Source organism: Mucilaginibacter pedocola (assembly GCF_002013915.1).
Classification (GTDB): Bacteria; Bacteroidota; Bacteroidia; order Sphingobacteriales; family Sphingobacteriaceae; genus Mucilaginibacter; species Mucilaginibacter pedocola.
The window spans coordinates 167,023-182,902 of the sequence record NZ_MBTF01000038.1 but is presented as its reverse complement, the minus strand read 5'-3'; the positions used below and the strand labels follow the sequence as shown (position 1 = coordinate 182,902).

Annotated in this window: 12 protein-coding genes and 1 riboswitch; of the genes, 7 read left to right on the top strand and 5 right to left on the bottom strand. The window is 48.3% G+C overall.

Going from position 1 to position 15,880, the window contains the following annotated elements; translation table 11 throughout:
* The first annotated feature begins 68 nt into the window (after positions 1–68).
* Positions 69–914 carry a phosphatidylinositol-specific phospholipase C/glycerophosphodiester phosphodiesterase family protein gene (locus BC343_RS28525; protein WP_078351219.1) on the top strand — a complete coding sequence of 282 codons (846 nt, stop codon included), beginning with the start codon at positions 69–71 and terminating at the stop codon, positions 912–914.
* A gap of 65 nt (positions 915–979) precedes the next feature.
* On the opposite strand, the gene BC343_RS28520 is transcribed toward BC343_RS28525, so the two are convergent.
* Positions 980–1,300 carry a nuclear transport factor 2 family protein gene (locus BC343_RS28520; protein ID WP_078351218.1) on the bottom strand — a complete coding sequence of 107 codons (321 nt, stop codon included), beginning with the start codon at positions 1,298–1,300 and terminating at the stop codon, positions 980–982.
* 11 nt (positions 1,301–1,311) lie between these two features.
* Positions 1,312–1,908, bottom strand: a complete 597-nt coding sequence (locus tag BC343_RS28515; protein ID WP_078351217.1) for a short chain dehydrogenase — start codon at positions 1,906–1,908, stop codon at positions 1,312–1,314.
* Positions 1,909–2,008: 100 nt separating this feature from the next.
* Between BC343_RS28515 and BC343_RS28510 the strand changes: the two genes are divergently transcribed.
* The 5 genes from BC343_RS28510 (at position 2,009) to BC343_RS31755 (ending at position 8,912) form a co-directional block, all read left to right on the top strand.
* Positions 2,009–2,353: a winged helix-turn-helix transcriptional regulator gene (locus BC343_RS28510; protein WP_078351346.1), complete on the top strand. Its 345-nt coding sequence runs from the start codon at positions 2,009–2,011 to the stop codon at positions 2,351–2,353.
* Positions 2,354–2,549: 196 nt separating this feature from the next.
* Positions 2,550–2,945 carry a hypothetical protein gene (locus BC343_RS28505; protein ID WP_078351216.1) on the top strand — a complete coding sequence of 132 codons (396 nt, stop codon included), beginning with the start codon at positions 2,550–2,552 and terminating at the stop codon, positions 2,943–2,945.
* 124 nt (positions 2,946–3,069) lie between these two features.
* Entirely contained in the window at positions 3,070–4,209 is a 1,140-nt protein-coding gene (locus tag BC343_RS28500) for an efflux RND transporter periplasmic adaptor subunit (protein WP_078351345.1), read from the top strand.
* Positions 4,210–4,292: 83 nt separating this feature from the next.
* On the top strand, positions 4,293–7,457 hold the full coding sequence (locus tag BC343_RS28495; protein WP_078351215.1) for an efflux RND transporter permease subunit: 3,165 nt from the start codon (positions 4,293–4,295) through the stop codon (positions 7,455–7,457).
* Between the two features lie 12 nt (positions 7,458–7,469).
* Positions 7,470–8,912, top strand: a complete 1,443-nt coding sequence (locus tag BC343_RS31755) for a TolC family protein (protein ID WP_078351214.1) — start codon at positions 7,470–7,472, stop codon at positions 8,910–8,912.
* 253 nt (positions 8,913–9,165) lie between these two features.
* Here BC343_RS31755 and rph read toward each other — a convergent pair whose 3' ends face one another.
* A complete protein-coding gene (gene rph, locus BC343_RS28485) occupies positions 9,166–11,754 on the bottom strand; it encodes a rifamycin-inactivating phosphotransferase (protein WP_078351213.1) in 2,589 nt (862 codons plus the stop codon).
* A 445-nt stretch (positions 11,755–12,199) separates the two neighbouring features.
* Positions 12,200–12,315, top strand: a riboswitch (SAM riboswitch).
* Positions 12,316–12,412: 97 nt separating this feature from the next.
* Between rph and BC343_RS28480 the strand changes: the two genes are divergently transcribed.
* Entirely contained in the window at positions 12,413–13,549 is a 1,137-nt protein-coding gene (locus BC343_RS28480; RefSeq protein ID WP_078351212.1) for a cysteine desulfurase family protein, read from the top strand.
* A 388-nt stretch (positions 13,550–13,937) separates the two neighbouring features.
* Here BC343_RS28480 and BC343_RS28470 read toward each other — a convergent pair whose 3' ends face one another.
* Together BC343_RS28470 and BC343_RS28465 are read right to left on the bottom strand one after the other, a co-directional pair.
* Positions 13,938–14,744: a phytanoyl-CoA dioxygenase family protein gene (locus tag BC343_RS28470; RefSeq protein ID WP_078351210.1), complete on the bottom strand. Its 807-nt coding sequence runs from the start codon at positions 14,742–14,744 to the stop codon at positions 13,938–13,940.
* A 236-nt stretch (positions 14,745–14,980) separates the two neighbouring features.
* Positions 14,981–15,766 carry an SDR family NAD(P)-dependent oxidoreductase gene (locus BC343_RS28465; protein WP_078351209.1) on the bottom strand — a complete coding sequence of 262 codons (786 nt, stop codon included), beginning with the start codon at positions 15,764–15,766 and terminating at the stop codon, positions 14,981–14,983.
* Positions 15,767–15,880: the final 114 nt, after the last annotated feature.

The window sequence follows — 15,880 nt, the reverse complement described above, 5'->3', positions numbered from 1 at the left end:
AAAAATTGTCATAGAAATATCATTTGGTAACATGTTATCGTTAACTTTAACAGCAAACGATAACGCCGATGCAAATACTGACCAATTGCACTCAACGCCTAAAATTATTTCTATTTATTTTATTGCTGGCACCATGTGCCCATTTATGTGCGCAAAGCGACCCACTGGCCAACGCCTTTGCGCATAACGACTACTTTCATAAGCGGCCACTATACGATGCCTTAGACAACGGCTTTACCCACCTGGAGGCAGATATATACCTGCGTAATGGCAAACTGGTGGTAGCGCATATATTGCCTATGCTGGAAAAGCACCGCACGTTGGAGAACCTTTACCTGCAACCTCTGGCCGATTGCATTAACGGCAAAAACGCATTGGCACAGCGCCCGCTTGCTCCGGTTACGTTGATGATCGACATAAAATCTAACGCTAACAAAACCTACGAGGTGCTTGAAGTGGCGTTGAATAAATATAAAAACCTTATATCCGGCTACGAGAACGGCGTTTATGTGCAGCGCGCCATAAACATTGTTATAACCGGTAACAAGCCTTATAAGTTGATGAAGGCAGAGCGTAGCCGCCTTGCTTTTATTGACGAAGACCTTACCAAAACCTTCCGCGATACTACCGCCGCTAATATTTACCAAACCGCCAGCTGCAAATACAGCAAAATGCTGAAATGGAACGGCAAAGGCGATATGCCCGTAGCCGAGCGTATGCGTTTAACCAATTATGTTGCCATGGCACACAAATATGGTAAAAAAGTACGCCTTTGGGCCTCGCCCGAAAATGAGGCCGTTTGGGGCCAACTGCTCAATTGCGGAGTGGACTTGATCAATACAGATAAACTGCCGGAGTTGCGCAGGTTTTTAGAAAGTAGGGCAGGTACGTATGCTAATGCTGAAGAACTATAGTATTCATCTCAAATAGAAAATGAACGCCCGGTACATCCGCTGTTACCGGGCGTTTTTATTTTCATTTATGGGCGGCCGGCATCAAGCGCGGTAATTTTGCCCTCCGCAACGGTAAATATTAGCTTTACGGCAATTTTGCCTGCCACCGGCGATTCAATTTCTGCCCAAACCGTCTGCCCGTCTTCAGTCACCCGGTTTATGGCGGTAAACTTTGTATTCCCCTCAAAAAAGAAGAGCGTGGCCCATTGGTTTATATCGTCGGGGTGCCTGTTGTGTACCAGTTGGGCATCGGGTGCAAGCAGTGCCTCAAATTGCCCGCGGTTGCCGCCATGCAGCGCTTCTACTGCATAGCGTACCACTTGGTTATTAATTTGGTTGAAATTCATGTTGATGCGGTTTATTTCACCAAATAAACCTGCCCGGTTTGTGCGCCGAAAGCACTTTTTACATAGGCCTGGGTAACGCGTTCCATACTTACCGGTATATCGCCGGGGAAGTATGGAAAGTAAGCAGGAGAATCTTCTACCACGCCCGGCGCAACCGCGTTAATGCGTACGCCGTTTTCCAACTCGATGGCCGATGCTATAACAAAGCTGTTGATGGCACCGTTAAGCGTGCTGGCGTTGGCACCGTAAGCCACAGGGTCGGTTGCCAGCGAGCCTGATGTTAAGGTGAATGAGCCTTTAGGGTTGATGTAACGCTGGCCTATCAGTACCAGGTTTACCTGCCCCATTAGTTTGCTGTTTACCCCTTTGCGGAAATCAGCATCCGTCATGGTAGCGAATGGGCCGAAGTGAGCGTCGCCGCTTACGCATACCAGTGCATCAAAAGCACCGGCTTGTTTATAGAAGGCCTCTATCGATTCGGGCGAGGAGATATCCACCTGCAGGTCGCCGCTTTTCGAGCCAACTTTTATTACTTCGTGTTCCTTAGAAAGGGCAGCAGTAACTCGCTTGCCAATAGTGCCTGTAGCACCAATAATAATGATCTTCATAGCGTTTTTTTATGCAATATTAATTCAATACTGTACTTTTGTCAAGTAATGGCACGTTAGTCAAGTATTGACAATTTTGTCACTAATGTTGAATAACAATATGTTAGCAGAACAAATAATTGAAAAAAAGTTAGAGGATGTTTGCGATTGCCCCATAACGGCATCCATAAATATCGTAGGCGGTAAGTGGAAACCGGTCATTATCTGGATATTACTGCCTGGTCCCAAGCGTTTTGGCGAATTGCATAAAACCATCCCGGGTATAGCTCTAAAAGTATTATCAAGGCATTTGAAAGAGTTGGAGGCCGATGGCATTATCACGCGTAAAGTTTATGCCGAAGTGCCGCCACGGGTAGAGTATACCCTAACCGATAAAGGGCGGTCGCTTAACGATGTATTAAACTTACTTGCCGATTGGGGGAGAGCAAATATTACGGAAGCTTAATAAGCAAATAATATTGTTTCTGCTTTATGCCTCACCAAAACAACCCAAAAGGCTAATGTGTTCTTATTGTTACAGGATTTTTACAAAAAATCGACGTTTGTGCGGATTTAATGCAAATATTATCACGAATTGTAGATAAATTTATTAAAACAATTTTATTGGATTTAATATTTTATTAACTTCGCAATACGGCGCGATGTATAAGAAGTTTATCTACATATCTGTTTTTAATTGGCTGGTAATAGCACTGGTCACTTCTTTCCCTACCGCCAATCTTTTTACACATAGCTGTAACGCAGTACGCTCCGGCCGTAAAACCGAAGTGGTGTTGCCTAAAGCTGGTGATAACGCCATAAGCAACGAAGTAGCCGGTAACGACCAGAGCGGCGATAAAAACTGTAAAAAGAAAAAGGACAAAGTTAGGTTCCTGGTGAGCCGTATACTCTCGGTAAGCATTGTCCACAATCACTTCCTCTTAAGTCTTCCTGATCTCATCCCTGCCAATATTGCCCATCTATATACCAAGTACGTATTACAGCGTGGCTCGCCGCCTGCTTATTACGGCTTCTTGTTCAGGCTCAGCCCGTTTTAATTCATTCATTTCTTTGTAGCGCGCAGTTTTCCTCCGGCTGCCTGCTGTATTTTATTGGAGCTACCCATTGCAGTTCCCCTTTGGCGAGCTGTATAGTTTTACACTTACATTAAAACAACAAGAAATGAACATATTTAAAGCAACAGCTTTAGGCGCCGTTATAGGCGGTGCACTATTAGCAACGGGCTGTGCCTCGTCGAGCGCGAGCGATGAAGCGGCCACTACCGATACCCTGCAATTACCTGTAATTACCCTTAATACCCGCGATACCGTACTTAAAAAAGCCTACGTGGCCGATATACAGGCGCTCAAAAACATAGAAGTACGTGCCCGTGTGCGCGGTTTCCTGGAAAAGATATATGTTGACGAAGGTAAACCCGTTAAAAAGGGCCAGCCATTGTTTAAACTGAACGACCAGGAGTTTAAAGTAAACCTATCAAAAGCAAAAGCTGCCCTCAGCAATGCCGAGGCCGATGCCCGCGCCACCTCGCTGGAAGTGGATAGGGTGAAAATGCTGGTTGATAAGAAAGTAATTTCCAAATCGGAACTGGAAGTTGCCCAATCAAAACTTACTGCTGATAAAGCGAATATTGAAGAAGCGCAGGCCATGGTGCAAAGCGCCGAAGACCAATTGGCTTACACCTTCATCCGCGCACCGTTTGATGGTATTATCGACCGTATACCTTTGAAAGCAGGTAGCTTGATAGATGAAGGTACGCTATTAACCAGCCTTTCAGATATTAGCTCGATGTATGCTTACTTCAGCTTCCCCGAGAACGAATACCTGCAATACATCCGTACGTTGAAAGAAAATCCTGATAAAACCAGCAACATGGTTACACTGGTACTGGCAGATGGGATGGACTTTGCGCACAAAGGTAAAATAGAAACCATCGAGGCCGAAATTGAGCAGGCTACCGGTTCTATCAACTTCAGGGCCATATTCCCAAATCCGCAGGGCTTGCTTAAACACGGCGCAACCGCAAAACTTTACCTTTCTACTAAAGCCGACCAGGTGGTAATGGTGCCGCAGGAATCGGTTTTCGACATTCAGGATAAAAGCTACGTTTACCTGGTAGGTGCCGATAATAAGCTGAAGATGCAAAGCTTTGTACCATCAACCCGCTTCTCGCACTACTATATTGTGAAAGATGGGCTGAAAGCCGGCGACCGCATACTTTACGAAGGTACTCAGAACGTGAGCAACGGGATGGTTATAAAACCAAAAGCTGTAACCAAAGACCCGCTGCTGGCCATGAAATAAGCGCGTAGCGCCCAAAATGGCCGGTTTACCACGCCCCAAAGACCGGGGCAGGGGATATTTATGTAAACTTTTCTGAAAACTCTATGTTCGAGACCTTCATAAGGCGGCCGGTGTTGTCGCTTGTTATTTCGCTTGTTATTACTTTATTGGGTGTGCTGGCCCTGCTTACGCTGCCGGTTACCCAGTTTCCGGATATTGTGCCGCCATCGGTAACCGTAACCGCAAATTATACCGGTGCCAACGCCGAGGTGTGCTCTAAAGCAGTTGCCACCCCGCTGGAACGCGCCATAAACGGTGTGCCGGGCATGACCTACATGTCTACCGTGTGCAGTAACGACGGGCTTACCGTTATCCAGATCTACTTTAACGTGGGGATAGACCCCGACCAGGCGGCCGTGAACGTACAGGGCCGTGTATCAACCATTATTGACGAGTTGCCCGAAGAGGTTATCAAAGCCGGGGTAACTACCGAAAAAGAGGTGAACAGTATGCTGATGTACCTCAATATTATGAGTGAGGATAAGGGCATGGACGAGAAGTTCATCTACAACTTTACCGACATCAACGTACTGCAGGAACTTAAGCGTATTGATGGTGTGGGCCGTGCCGAAATTATGGGTGCCAAAGAGTACTCGATGCGTGTGTGGTTGAAGCCTGATAAAATGCTGGCCTACAAAGTATCTACCGATGATGTGATAAATGCTATACGCGCACAAAACGTAGAAGCCGCGCCGGGTAAAACAGGGCAGGCCTCGGATCGGTCGCCAAATGCGTTGCAATACGTATTGCGCTATACCGGTAAATTCTTCGAACCTAAACAATATGAGAACATCGTGATAAAAGCCGAAGGAGACGGCGCGGTGTTAAAATTAAAAGAAGTGGCCGAGATAGAATTTGGCTCGCTTACCTACAGCATGGTGTCGAATACGGATGGGAAACCTTCGGCATCTATCATGATCAAACAACGCCCGGGTAGTAACGCTCGCGACGTTATCAATAATATAAAAACCCGCATGGCCGAGCTGAAGGAAACTTCGTTCCCGGCGGGCATGACCTATAACGTAAACTACGATGTATCGCGCTTCCTTGATGCCTCTATACACGAGGTATTGCGCACACTGGTTGAGGCGTTTATATTGGTGTTTATCGTGGTGTTCCTCTTCCTGCAAGATTTTCGCTCTACTTTGATACCTGCACTTGCCGTACCAGTTGCGCTGATAGGCTCGCTTTGCTTTATGCAGATGCTGGGCTTCTCCATCAACCTGCTTACGCTGTTCGCGCTGGTACTCGCCATTGGTATAGTGGTGGATAATGCCATTGTAGTGGTGGAGGCGGTGCACGTGAAAATGCACGAGGAGCACATGAACGCTATGGATGCCACCATCAGCGCCATGAAAGAAATTAGCGGTGCATTGGTGGCCATTACGCTGGTAATGTCGGCAGTGTTCGTCCCGGTGGCCTTTATGTCTGGCCCGGTGGGGGTGTTTTACAGGCAGTTCTCGCTTACGCTGGCTATCTCTATTGTAATATCGGGTGTTAACGCGGTTACGCTAACGCCGGCCCTTTGCGCCATTATGCTGAAGCCGAACCACGCACCGAAGAAAGAAAACCTGCTGCAGAAATTCTTCTCGGGCTTTAACAAGCGCTACGATGGTTTGCAAAATAAATATTCGGGGCTGATGACCTGGTTATCGCCGCGCAAAGGTGTAACCATTATACTGCTGGTAGGCTTCTTTGTACTTACCTGGGGTTTCAGTGCTATTTTGCCTACGGGCTTTATCCCGACCGAAGACCAGGGGATGCTTTACGTAAACGTAACCACACCATCAGGTGCAACGGTAGAGCGTACCGAAAGCGTATTGAAGGAGGTGGAGAAACAAACCCGCGGCATGAAAGCCATTGAGTCGGTATCTACCTTATCGGGCTACAGCTTGGTGAACGAGGTGGCAGGTGCATCGTACGGTATGGCCATGATAAGCCTTAAACCATGGGACGAGCGCAGCGAATCGTTAGAAGATGTTATTGCTCAGCTGAGTGAGAAAACCCGCAACATCAGCGATGCTTCTATCCAATTCTTCCCGCCGCCAACGGTGCCGGGTTTTGGTAACAGCAGTGGTTTTGAGATACGCCTGCTCGACCGCAGCGGCCAGGGCAACCTACAGAAGGCTGCGGATGCCACCAAAAACTTTGTGAACGCGCTTAATGCTACGCCTGAAATTTCGGGAGCCTTCACCAGTTTCGACCCTAACTTCCCGCAATACCTCATCTCGGTTGACCAGCAAACTGCCGCGCAGAAAGGTATTACCATTGATAAGGCCATGAGCACCCTGCAAACGCTGATGGGGAGTTATTATGCCTCTAACTTTATCCGCTTTGGGCAGATGTATAAGGTAATGGTACAGGCCTCGCCCGAATACCGTTCTAAGCCGGAGGATGTATTGAGCCTGCAGGTGAAGAACGATAAAGGTGAGATGGTGCCCTTTAGTACCTTCATAAAAATGGAGAAGGTTTTTGGCCCCGAGCAGTTAACGCGCTACAATATGTATACTTCGGCCATGATAACCGGCGATGCCGCCAAAGGTTTTAGTAGCGGTGATGCGCTGAAGGCCATTGAGCGTGTAGGCGCAAAACTGCCAAAAGGTTTTGTGTTCGAATGGTCGGGTATGACGAGGGAGCAGGTGCTATCGGGCAACCAGGCCATCGTGATATTCATCATCTGTTTGATATTTGTTTACCTGCTGCTGTCCGCACAGTACGAGAGCTTCCTATTGCCGCTGCCGGTTATCCTTTCGCTGCCTACGGGTATTTTCGGGGCCTTCTTCTTCCTGAAGATATTGGGTTTAGAGAATAACATTTACGCACAGGTAGCTTTGGTAATGCTTATAGGCTTGCTGGGTAAAAACGCCATCCTTATTGTGGAGTTCGCTATTCAAAGGCAAAAAGAAGGGCTTACCGTTTTGCAGGCAGCTATCGAGGGGGCCGTATCAAGGCTTCGCCCCATATTGATGACCTCCCTTGCCTTTATTGCCGGCCTTATTCCGTTGTGTATTGCCAGCGGCGCAGGTGCTGCGGGTAATCGCTCTATCGGTACAGCATCGGCGGGTGGTATGCTTATCGGTACCATTTTCGGTTTGATACTGATACCCGGGCTATACGTAATATTTGCGGGCATGGCATCAAAAAGCAAAAAGAAAGAACAACCCGCGGTGAAACACGCCGAAGAAGAAGCCGAACCTGTAAATCATTAAAAAGAACGTACTATGCTTAAAAAAGCAAATTATTATATCATCCTGTTTACTACTACCACGCTGCTGGTGGCGGGCTGCCAAAACTATAAGGCAACCCTGGTCGAAAACAATAAGGCCATGCCCGCAACCTTTAACGGTGGTACCGATACCCTTACTATTGCCACCCTGCCGGTAAAAAGCTTTTTTGCGGATGCTAACCTGGTTACCCTGATAGATTCGGCTTTGTTGGCCAACCCCGATATGCTTACTGCACTGCAAAGGGTAGAGGCTGCCCGTGCCAATGTGCGCGGGGCTGCTGCAAGGCTGTTGCCGCAAATAAATGCTACGGCACGCGCAGGTGTTGAAAAGTATGGCGATTACACGCAAAACGGCGTGGGTAACTACGACACCAATTTTTCGAACAACATTAACAGCGACCAAAAGATACCTAACCCCGTGCCCGATTACTTCCTGGGTTTTCAAAGCTCGTGGGAGGTGGACTTATGGGGTAAACTTGGCGCTACCAAAAAAGCGGCCTACCTGCGTTTCCTGGCATCGCAAAGCGGACAAAGGTTGGTGGTAACATCTCTTGCGGCAGAGATAGCCAAAGCCTATTACCAATTGCTGGCGCTGGATACCGAGTTGCGTATTATTAAAAAGAATACCGTATTGCAGGAAAAAGCGCTGGAGATAGTGAAGATACAGAAACTTGGCGGCCGCGCTACTGAATTGGCCGTACAGCAGTTTTTGGCCCAGTTGCTGCGTACCCGCGCTATGGAATCGCTCACGCGCCAGCAGGTGAAAGAAGCTGAGAACGAGCTGAGCTTTTTGACGGGCAAATTCGGTGGGACTATTCCGCGCGATACCTCTATCATGTCGGCAAAGCTGCCTGATGCAGTGAAAGTAGGTATACCTTCGCAATTGCTGCTGAACCGCCCCGATATACAAACCGCCGAACTGGAACTGGCCGCTGCCAATGCCGATATACAGGCTGCCCGTAAGGCTTTCCTGCCATCGTTAACGTTAACGCCGTACGTAGGGTACAACGCTTTCAAGGCAGGCTTGCTGTTCGACCCGGGTTCGTTCACCTATGGTATTTTGGGGGGCTTAACTGCGCCGATATTCAACAGGAACGCCTTGAAAGCCGACCTGAACCGCAGCATTGCCGAAAGCAAAATAGCCGTGTACAATTATCAGAAGAACATACTGGCAGGCTATCGCGAAGTAAGTAACGGACTGAACGCCATTGAAAACTACGGGCAGTATTACGAGTTGAAACAGCAGGAGCTAACATCGCTAACTAATGCCCTATCGGTAGCTAATGATTTGTACGTAGTGGGCCGCGCCAATTACTTGGAGATCATAACCGCCCAGCAAAGCGTGTTACAAGCAGAACTGGATATGGCCAACACCCGCCGCGATATGTTCCTGAGCAGCATAAACCTGTACCAGGCCGTTGGTGGCGGATGGAGATAGGGACCGAAACAAGGAATAGCCCCATCGGGGCTAAAGGTCGGTAGTACAAAAAAGATAGTAGCCGCTCGTGCCGTTAGGTACGAAACTGACGGAGGTGCGTACCTAACGGCACGCTGTTCCTTGGATTAATATCTTTCTACCGACATTTTGCACCTACTGCGCAACCTTGTATTGGCGGGTTAATTGCTTTGGACAACCGCTATTTCAAAAAAATCAACAAAAAAGCGCTGCGGTAACCCGCGGCGCTTTTTACTTACAGCAACTCCACAAACCCATCTGTACCATTCACCCGTATGCGATGCCCGTCGGCGATGAGCCGGGTAGCATTTTCTACACCTACCACTGCCGGTAGACCGTACTCGCGGGCAATTACGGAGCCGTGGGTCATTAAGCCGCCTACTTCGGTTATCAAACCTTTTATCGATACGAACAGGGGCGTCCAGCTTGGGTCGGTAAAAGCGGTTACTAATATGTCCCCATCCTGTATATCGGCATCTTCCATTTTAAGGATAACGCGCGCCCTGCCTTCCACTATCCCCGAAGAAACCGCCAGGCCCGCAATAGCGCCTGCGGGTAAATTTTCCGGCTTGTAACGCCCGGTTATCACTTCGCCGTCAGATGTCATCACGCGAGGCGGGGTAAGCTTTTCGAACAGGCGGTGTTCTTCTTTTCGCTTCGCGATGAGCATATCATCAAGCTTTTGCGTACGCACAGCATCCTGAAACTCGTGGAAAGTTAGGTAGAAGGCATCTTCCTTTTCCTCCAATAATCCGGCATTTACCAACTGTTCCGCTTCCTTTAGTAATGCTTTCTTCCAGGCGAAATAATGGCTCACCATGGTGTACTTGGGGTATTCGCGGTAGCCGCTGAAATTGCGCAGCAGGCTTATCATTTCGGCAGTTTCCGTAGCTTTAGTTTCCCCGTCGGGCAGTTCTCTTAGGCGCACCAATAGTTCCTGCTCTTTGGCAATAGCCTCGCGCAGGCCCTGCTCATAGCGTTGCTTAGCTGCTCCCGGCGCAAATGTTTTAATATTGGTAAGGATAAGCGGGATGAGGATAGCAGGGTTTTCGGACCAGCGGATTTTGGTAATATCTATTTCGCCCGCGCAGCGCATGCCGTATTTGATGAGGTAATCTTCGATGGCTTGCCGGCTTTCGAGTCCGCCGGGGAGGTTATCCAAGCCCGTTAAAAAGTTATGTTGTTTAGTATCTTCAAGATAATTCACTACCTCCGGATATGTGCGAATTACGTCTGCCACGTCCATCAGTTCAAGCCCCATTTCAGCTGTGATGTTACCCGTTACGGATTGGGAAAGTACATCGGCTGCGTTTTTCTCACCCAGCCAATCCGCCATTTTTTGATTAAGCCATAGCGTAGCGCTCATCACTGCCATGATAGCCCCTATATTATCTGGTTCGAAGAGCAATTGCTTTAACTGCCTAATATCCTCCAAAATAAGGCTGAAAACTTCCGCGCCATGTTTGCCTTCGAGATGTTGTTGCAGCGATGCCATTAATTCGCGGCTTTGTTGTACCAGCTTGGCCGCCACGGCAGGGTCGTTAGCAATTTGGGGGCGGGGCGGAGGGGCGGCCGATAGGGGCGTTACGTCGGCCTCGGGCTTCTCTATATTTTCCCGCGCCATCAGTGTTTCTAATGCATCTCTCACCAATGGGTCCGACTGGCCGAGGGTATTCATGAGTGCCTGCCTGCCGGCTGCGGTAGCCAACCCGGCGGCTATATCAACAAACAAGCGGCCACCTGCGGTATACATGGGGCGAGAGGCTGTTAACTGCCATATCGATAGCCCCAGCGGCTTCATGGCATCCGTCATCATTTGTTGATGCCCCACCGATATATAAACGTGTTTATCCGCATCCGTAACTTCCGGAAGCGGGTATAGGGTAGTTATAGGCCTGCTTTGCACAACGTAGAACTCTCCATCGGCCAGGCACCATTCTATATCCTGCGGTGCGCCGAAGTGTTGTTCTATCTTCCCGCCGAGCGTGGCTAACTGAACGATCTGCGTATCCGTTAGCACCTGCGCAGTTTGCAAGTCGGGTTCTATATCGTGCGTTTTGGTGCCGCCCTGTTCATCAGTATAAATAGCCAGCGCTTTTGCCGGGATAATTTTATTAATGATGGCCCCCGCTTTCACTTTATAGTTATCGGCATTTACCAAGCCCGACACTAAGGCTTCGCCAAGCCCGTAGCCGGCATCTATTGACACCACTTTGCGGTTACCATTCACAGGGTCGGCAGTGAACATAATGCCGGAGGCTTGAGGAAATACCATTTGCTGCACCACTACGGCCAATCGCACCTGCCGCTGCCCGAAGCCGTTTTGCATGCGATAGAGAACGGCCCGCTCGGTAAATAAGGATGCCCAGCATTTGCTGATGTGTTTCAGGATGGCATCCGTGCCAATGATGTTGAGATAAGTATCCTGCTGACCGGCAAAAGAAGCTCCGGGCAGGTCCTCTGCAGTGGCACTCGAGCGCACGGCATAAGCGATGCTTTCGCCCGATAGTTTTATGGATTCGGCTATTTCATTCGCAACGCTTTCCGTTATAGGCTGTTCCTCTATCAATTTACGGACGTTAGCGCTTATTGTGGCAACGTTTTTCCGATCGGCAGGGGTGAGGCTTTCCAGTTCATCAAGCAGTAATTGCAGCCTGGGAGTGCTATCGGTAACCTCGCCGTAGGCCTGCGTAGTTACACAAAAACCGGGCGGAACCACTATGCCTTCCGTCAGCAAAAGCTCGCCAAGGTTGGCTGCTTTACCGCCTGCAAGGTTGATATGCCCTTTGTTTATCTCCCCGAAATTTAGCGTGTATTTGCCCATAGCAATTGGTTTTTACAGGTGTTTGCAGCCCAAATATATACAGGCATTTGTGGGCTGCGACCTTTTTTTAACTATATTTTTTAAGGCGCAATATGCACGGGATAAAGGCGTTATCCTTACAACAAAGCCCCGGAAATGAGGGCTTTTTTTGTGGGTGAAAGTGTAGTTTTTACCCGCCCATTCAGGCGTCCACGCCTGAATGTTAATATCTGCCAGCGTCCGCGCTGGCGAGATCCGTGAGCGTGGACGCCCACAAATATTTTCATCCAGGCGTGGACGCCTGGACGGGCGTTCTAATTGGATCTCCGAAGTAATGGTTTTCAAATCCATCGCTACCAACAGCCTTTTAAATAGTCTCTCAAAAAAATAATTTCAATATTTATATAAAGTCTATAGGAATTATAGAATTTATTATATCTTTGCATCATTAATTAGTTCTTTTAATAACTTATCCAGAAAGACAGAGGGAAAGGCCCTACGACGTCTTAGCAACCTGTACCGGCTATTTAGCGGGTAAAAGGTGCTAATTCCTGCTCCATACTACATGGAGAAAGATAAGATATGCATCAATTAAAAGCGCGAATGCGCCGGCGGTTATGCCTCTTGTTTTCAGATAAGTTACTAAAAGCCATATAGTAACATTAAACAAAACAAAACCATGAGCATTTACCTCGACAACGCCGCCACCACCCAACTCGATACCGAAGTATTTAAAGCCATTACCCCATACTTGCTGGAATTTTACGGCAACCCCTCGTCGCACCACGGGCATGGGCGCGAAGTAAAGCAAGCTATTGAGGGCGCACGCGCTACCATTGCCGGACTGCTGAATGCTTCGCCCAACGAAATTGTGTTTACCAGCGGTGGTACCGAGGCAGATAATACAGCTATTTTGTCGGCTGTGCGTGCTCATGGAGTTAAACATGTTATCACCACGCCATTTGAGCATCATGCGGTATTGCATACCCTGGAGGTTTTAAAAAAAGCAGGCGAAATAAAACTCAGTTTCATCAATACTGATAACCGCGGTAACCTGGATATTAACCACCTGGACGACCTACTGCGCTATAACGGCCCGGCGCTGGTATCGGTAATGCATGCCAACAACGAAATTGGTAACCTCAACAATATCGAACTGATAGGGGAGCTGTGTAAAAGCAGGGGCGCACTTTTCCATTCAGATACGGTACAAACCATGGGCCACTACCGTCACGACCTATCTAAACTAAACACACATTTCATAGCTGCATCTGCCCATAAATTCCACGGGCCAAAGGGTGTGGGCTTTATCTACTGCCGAGATGGGATAAAACTATCTCAACTACTGCACGGTGGCGGGCAGGAGCGCAAACTACGCGCCGGTACCGAAAATATCCACGGCATCATCGGCCTGGCCAAAGCCCTGGAAATTGCTTACCGAGATATCGACGAGCACCACGCCTATATCCAAAACCTTAAAAACAGGATGATAACCAAACTGCAGGAGCAGGTAGGGGATATCTATTTCAACGGCAACTCTGCTATTGCCGATAAAAGCCTTTACACCGTACTCAACGTAAGCCTGCCCGAAAACTACGCGGGCGGCAACCTGCTCAGCTACCTCGATCGGCAGGGTATCTCGGCATCGGGTGGTAGCGCATGCTCTACCGGTTCAGCCTCTCATGTGCTGAAAGCTATTGGTGCCGATACTTCGTGTAACAACATCCGCTTCTCGTTCAGTAAATTTAATACCGCTGCGGAGATAGATTATACGGTTGAGAAATTGGCCGCTTTGTATAAGGCTATTGCTGCGTAGAGGCCGTAATGGGTTCGTCGCTATTTAACTCACCCCGCTATCGCTGGGCGACCCTCTCTTCGCTACGCGGAAAGAGGGTGAGCTTCAATAAGATTTTTTTCTAAACCCATTTTGTCGCAGACAGAGAGGTTCGAACAGCGTAGCGCATTCTGGGTGAGTAAACTCACCGAGCGACATACGACCGCTATCACGCAAAAGAGGCACGCCTTTCGGTATGCCTCTTTTTGTTTTCAATGGTAGATGTATAAAGAAGTTTTCGACTATTATCAACCATGATGCCTATATCACGGTGCTCAAATCCCCCATTATTCACCGTTGCTTTTGCCAAAATGTACTGCTTGCGCCTGCGCAGCAAATACCCAATTATGAGTGCTATCAGCATATCAGGTTACTTTACAAGTCCGGCAAAACGTTGATACAAAGCGGTAGGGCTATTCTCGTTTTTCGGGGCGTATTTGCCTGCTATAATGGGGATATAGATAACCCTGCGGCGGCTTTCTTCGCCAATTACGGATGATTGGGCTACACGGTGCCACAGGCGGCCATCGTGTATGGTAAGGTCGCCGGCTTGGGGAACGATGGCTACCTCGTTTTTATCGGCATTATTATCCAAAAAGTAACGTTTGCGGAAAAGCATCCCGTAAAGGCTTTGCTCGTGTGTACCGGGCAAAATGCGCAGGCCGCCGTTCTCGGGTTTCAGGGTACTGAGGTGTATGCCCACGTTCAGCATGGGGTTAAGGCGGCTGCCGTGGAAAATATCGCGCAGCCCATCGGTATGCCAGCCCATTTGGGTGAAGCTGCTTTCGGCAGCGTTCACGTAGTGGTTAAGCACCATTCCATCTTTTTCGTGTGTACCCAGGCGTGCACCCGGGCCAACCAGGCTTAGCAGGGTTTGAAAGCGCGGGTCTAACGAAAATTCTTCGAGCAGGGGATGGTGCTGATTGATGAAGGCGAAACGCTGTACAATAGCAGCACCATCGATATCCTTACCGAATTTGATGGGTACGCCGTTTACTTTCTGCACATCGTTTTCCAACCAGCGCTGCTGCACCTGTTCTGATGCTTTGATAATGGCGTCTACAGTTTCCTGTTTAATAAAGTTTTTGAAATGGATAAAGCCGTATTTATTGAAAAACGCGCGTTGTTCGTCGCTTATGGTTTGCCCTAAGGTAAACCTTGAATAATCTTGTAACATGGAGAAAAAGAAAATAAGATGATAAATGAAATAATACTGTTGCCCGGCACAGCGCCGGGATGTTGATGAGAATTAACAACAACAGCAACACCCCTGCCTTTTAAAGAGAGGCATTCGCGAAGTGCGAACTATATATATGGAGGTGTTTATTATCAAAATATATAAGGTCTATAGATTTAATAGACAATGCAAATATAGAGCTTGTTACGCTGTTTCAAAATTTATTTCGAAATATTTTAGCGGTCGTATAACCCGGCTGATATTTTCTCTATCAAGGCCTTAGGCAGATGCCTTGCACCGGCGGCAGATAGCTTATTGAGCAGTCCCGGGATAATTTCAGCTTTCTTGTCGAACATGTCTTTTAGTCCGCTGGCAGCAACTTCATCCGGCTGCATGTTGAATTTATCGGCCAGTTCTGCCAGTGCCGACATGCCCGCGCGGTCGGCGAAGCCGGTGGCAGTAGGGCCTGGGCAAAGGCAGCTTACGGATACCGGCGTATCTTTTAGCTCGTAACGCAAGGCACGGGAGTAGGAGAGGACGAACACTTTACTTGCAGAATACAATGCCAACGTTGGCACCGCCTGGTAGGCAGCCGTACTGGCCACGTTTAATATATAAGCTTGCTTTTGTTGTTTTAATAAGGGCAGCAGGCGGTGGCTTAGTTCAACCACGGCATTAATATTCAGCTGAAGCATGTTTAGCTGCGCCGGGAGTTCCAGTTCGGCAAAATCGCCCCAAAGCCCGTAACCCGCGTTATTTATTAATATGGATAAAGATGACGTGGAAGCTGCGCACCAATCGGCAACGGTTTGCGCGCTGCTCGCGATGGACAGGTCGGCTGCCAGATGTTTAGCGTCTACGCCGTATTGTTCGACCAGGTCCCGCGACAACAACTCCAGTTTATCTGCCGAACGGGAAACCAACAGCACATTGTAGCCCTTTGCTGCCAATTGTGTGGCCAACTCTTTGCCAATGCCGCTGGTGGCACCTGTTACTAAAGCGTATGTTTTTAAACTATCCATATTATAAGATGAACAAATATAGCCGCACGGGCTATTTCCAAATGATAAAAGAACATCTGCAAAAATAATATAATATATTAAGTCTATGGATTTGGTAGTTTATATTTTTATTTA

Excerpts from the sequence above, each read along its gene's own strand:
- BC343_RS31755 (WP_078351214.1), top strand. The coding sequence starts at position 7,470 with ATGCTTAAAAAAGCAAATTATTATATCATCCTGTTTACTACTACCACG.
- rph (WP_078351213.1), bottom strand. The coding sequence starts at position 11,754 with ATGGGCAAATACACGCTAAATTTCGGGGAGATAAACAAAGGGCATATC.
- BC343_RS28495 (WP_078351215.1), top strand. The coding sequence starts at position 4,293 with ATGTTCGAGACCTTCATAAGGCGGCCGGTGTTGTCGCTTGTTATTTCG.
- BC343_RS28525 (WP_078351219.1), top strand. The coding sequence starts at position 69 with ATGCAAATACTGACCAATTGCACTCAACGCCTAAAATTATTTCTATTT.
- BC343_RS28480 (WP_078351212.1), top strand. The coding sequence starts at position 12,413 with ATGAGCATTTACCTCGACAACGCCGCCACCACCCAACTCGATACCGAA.
- BC343_RS28465 (WP_078351209.1), bottom strand. The coding sequence starts at position 15,766 with ATGGATAGTTTAAAAACATACGCTTTAGTAACAGGTGCCACCAGCGGC.
- BC343_RS28520 (WP_078351218.1), bottom strand. The coding sequence starts at position 1,300 with ATGAATTTCAACCAAATTAATAACCAAGTGGTACGCTATGCAGTAGAA.
- BC343_RS28515 (WP_078351217.1), bottom strand. The coding sequence starts at position 1,908 with ATGAAGATCATTATTATTGGTGCTACAGGCACTATTGGCAAGCGAGTT.
- BC343_RS28510 (WP_078351346.1), top strand. The coding sequence starts at position 2,009 with ATGTTAGCAGAACAAATAATTGAAAAAAAGTTAGAGGATGTTTGCGAT.
- BC343_RS28470 (WP_078351210.1), bottom strand. The coding sequence starts at position 14,744 with ATGTTACAAGATTATTCAAGGTTTACCTTAGGGCAAACCATAAGCGAC.
- BC343_RS28500 (WP_078351345.1), top strand. The coding sequence starts at position 3,070 with ATGAACATATTTAAAGCAACAGCTTTAGGCGCCGTTATAGGCGGTGCA.
- BC343_RS28505 (WP_078351216.1), top strand. The coding sequence starts at position 2,550 with ATGTATAAGAAGTTTATCTACATATCTGTTTTTAATTGGCTGGTAATA.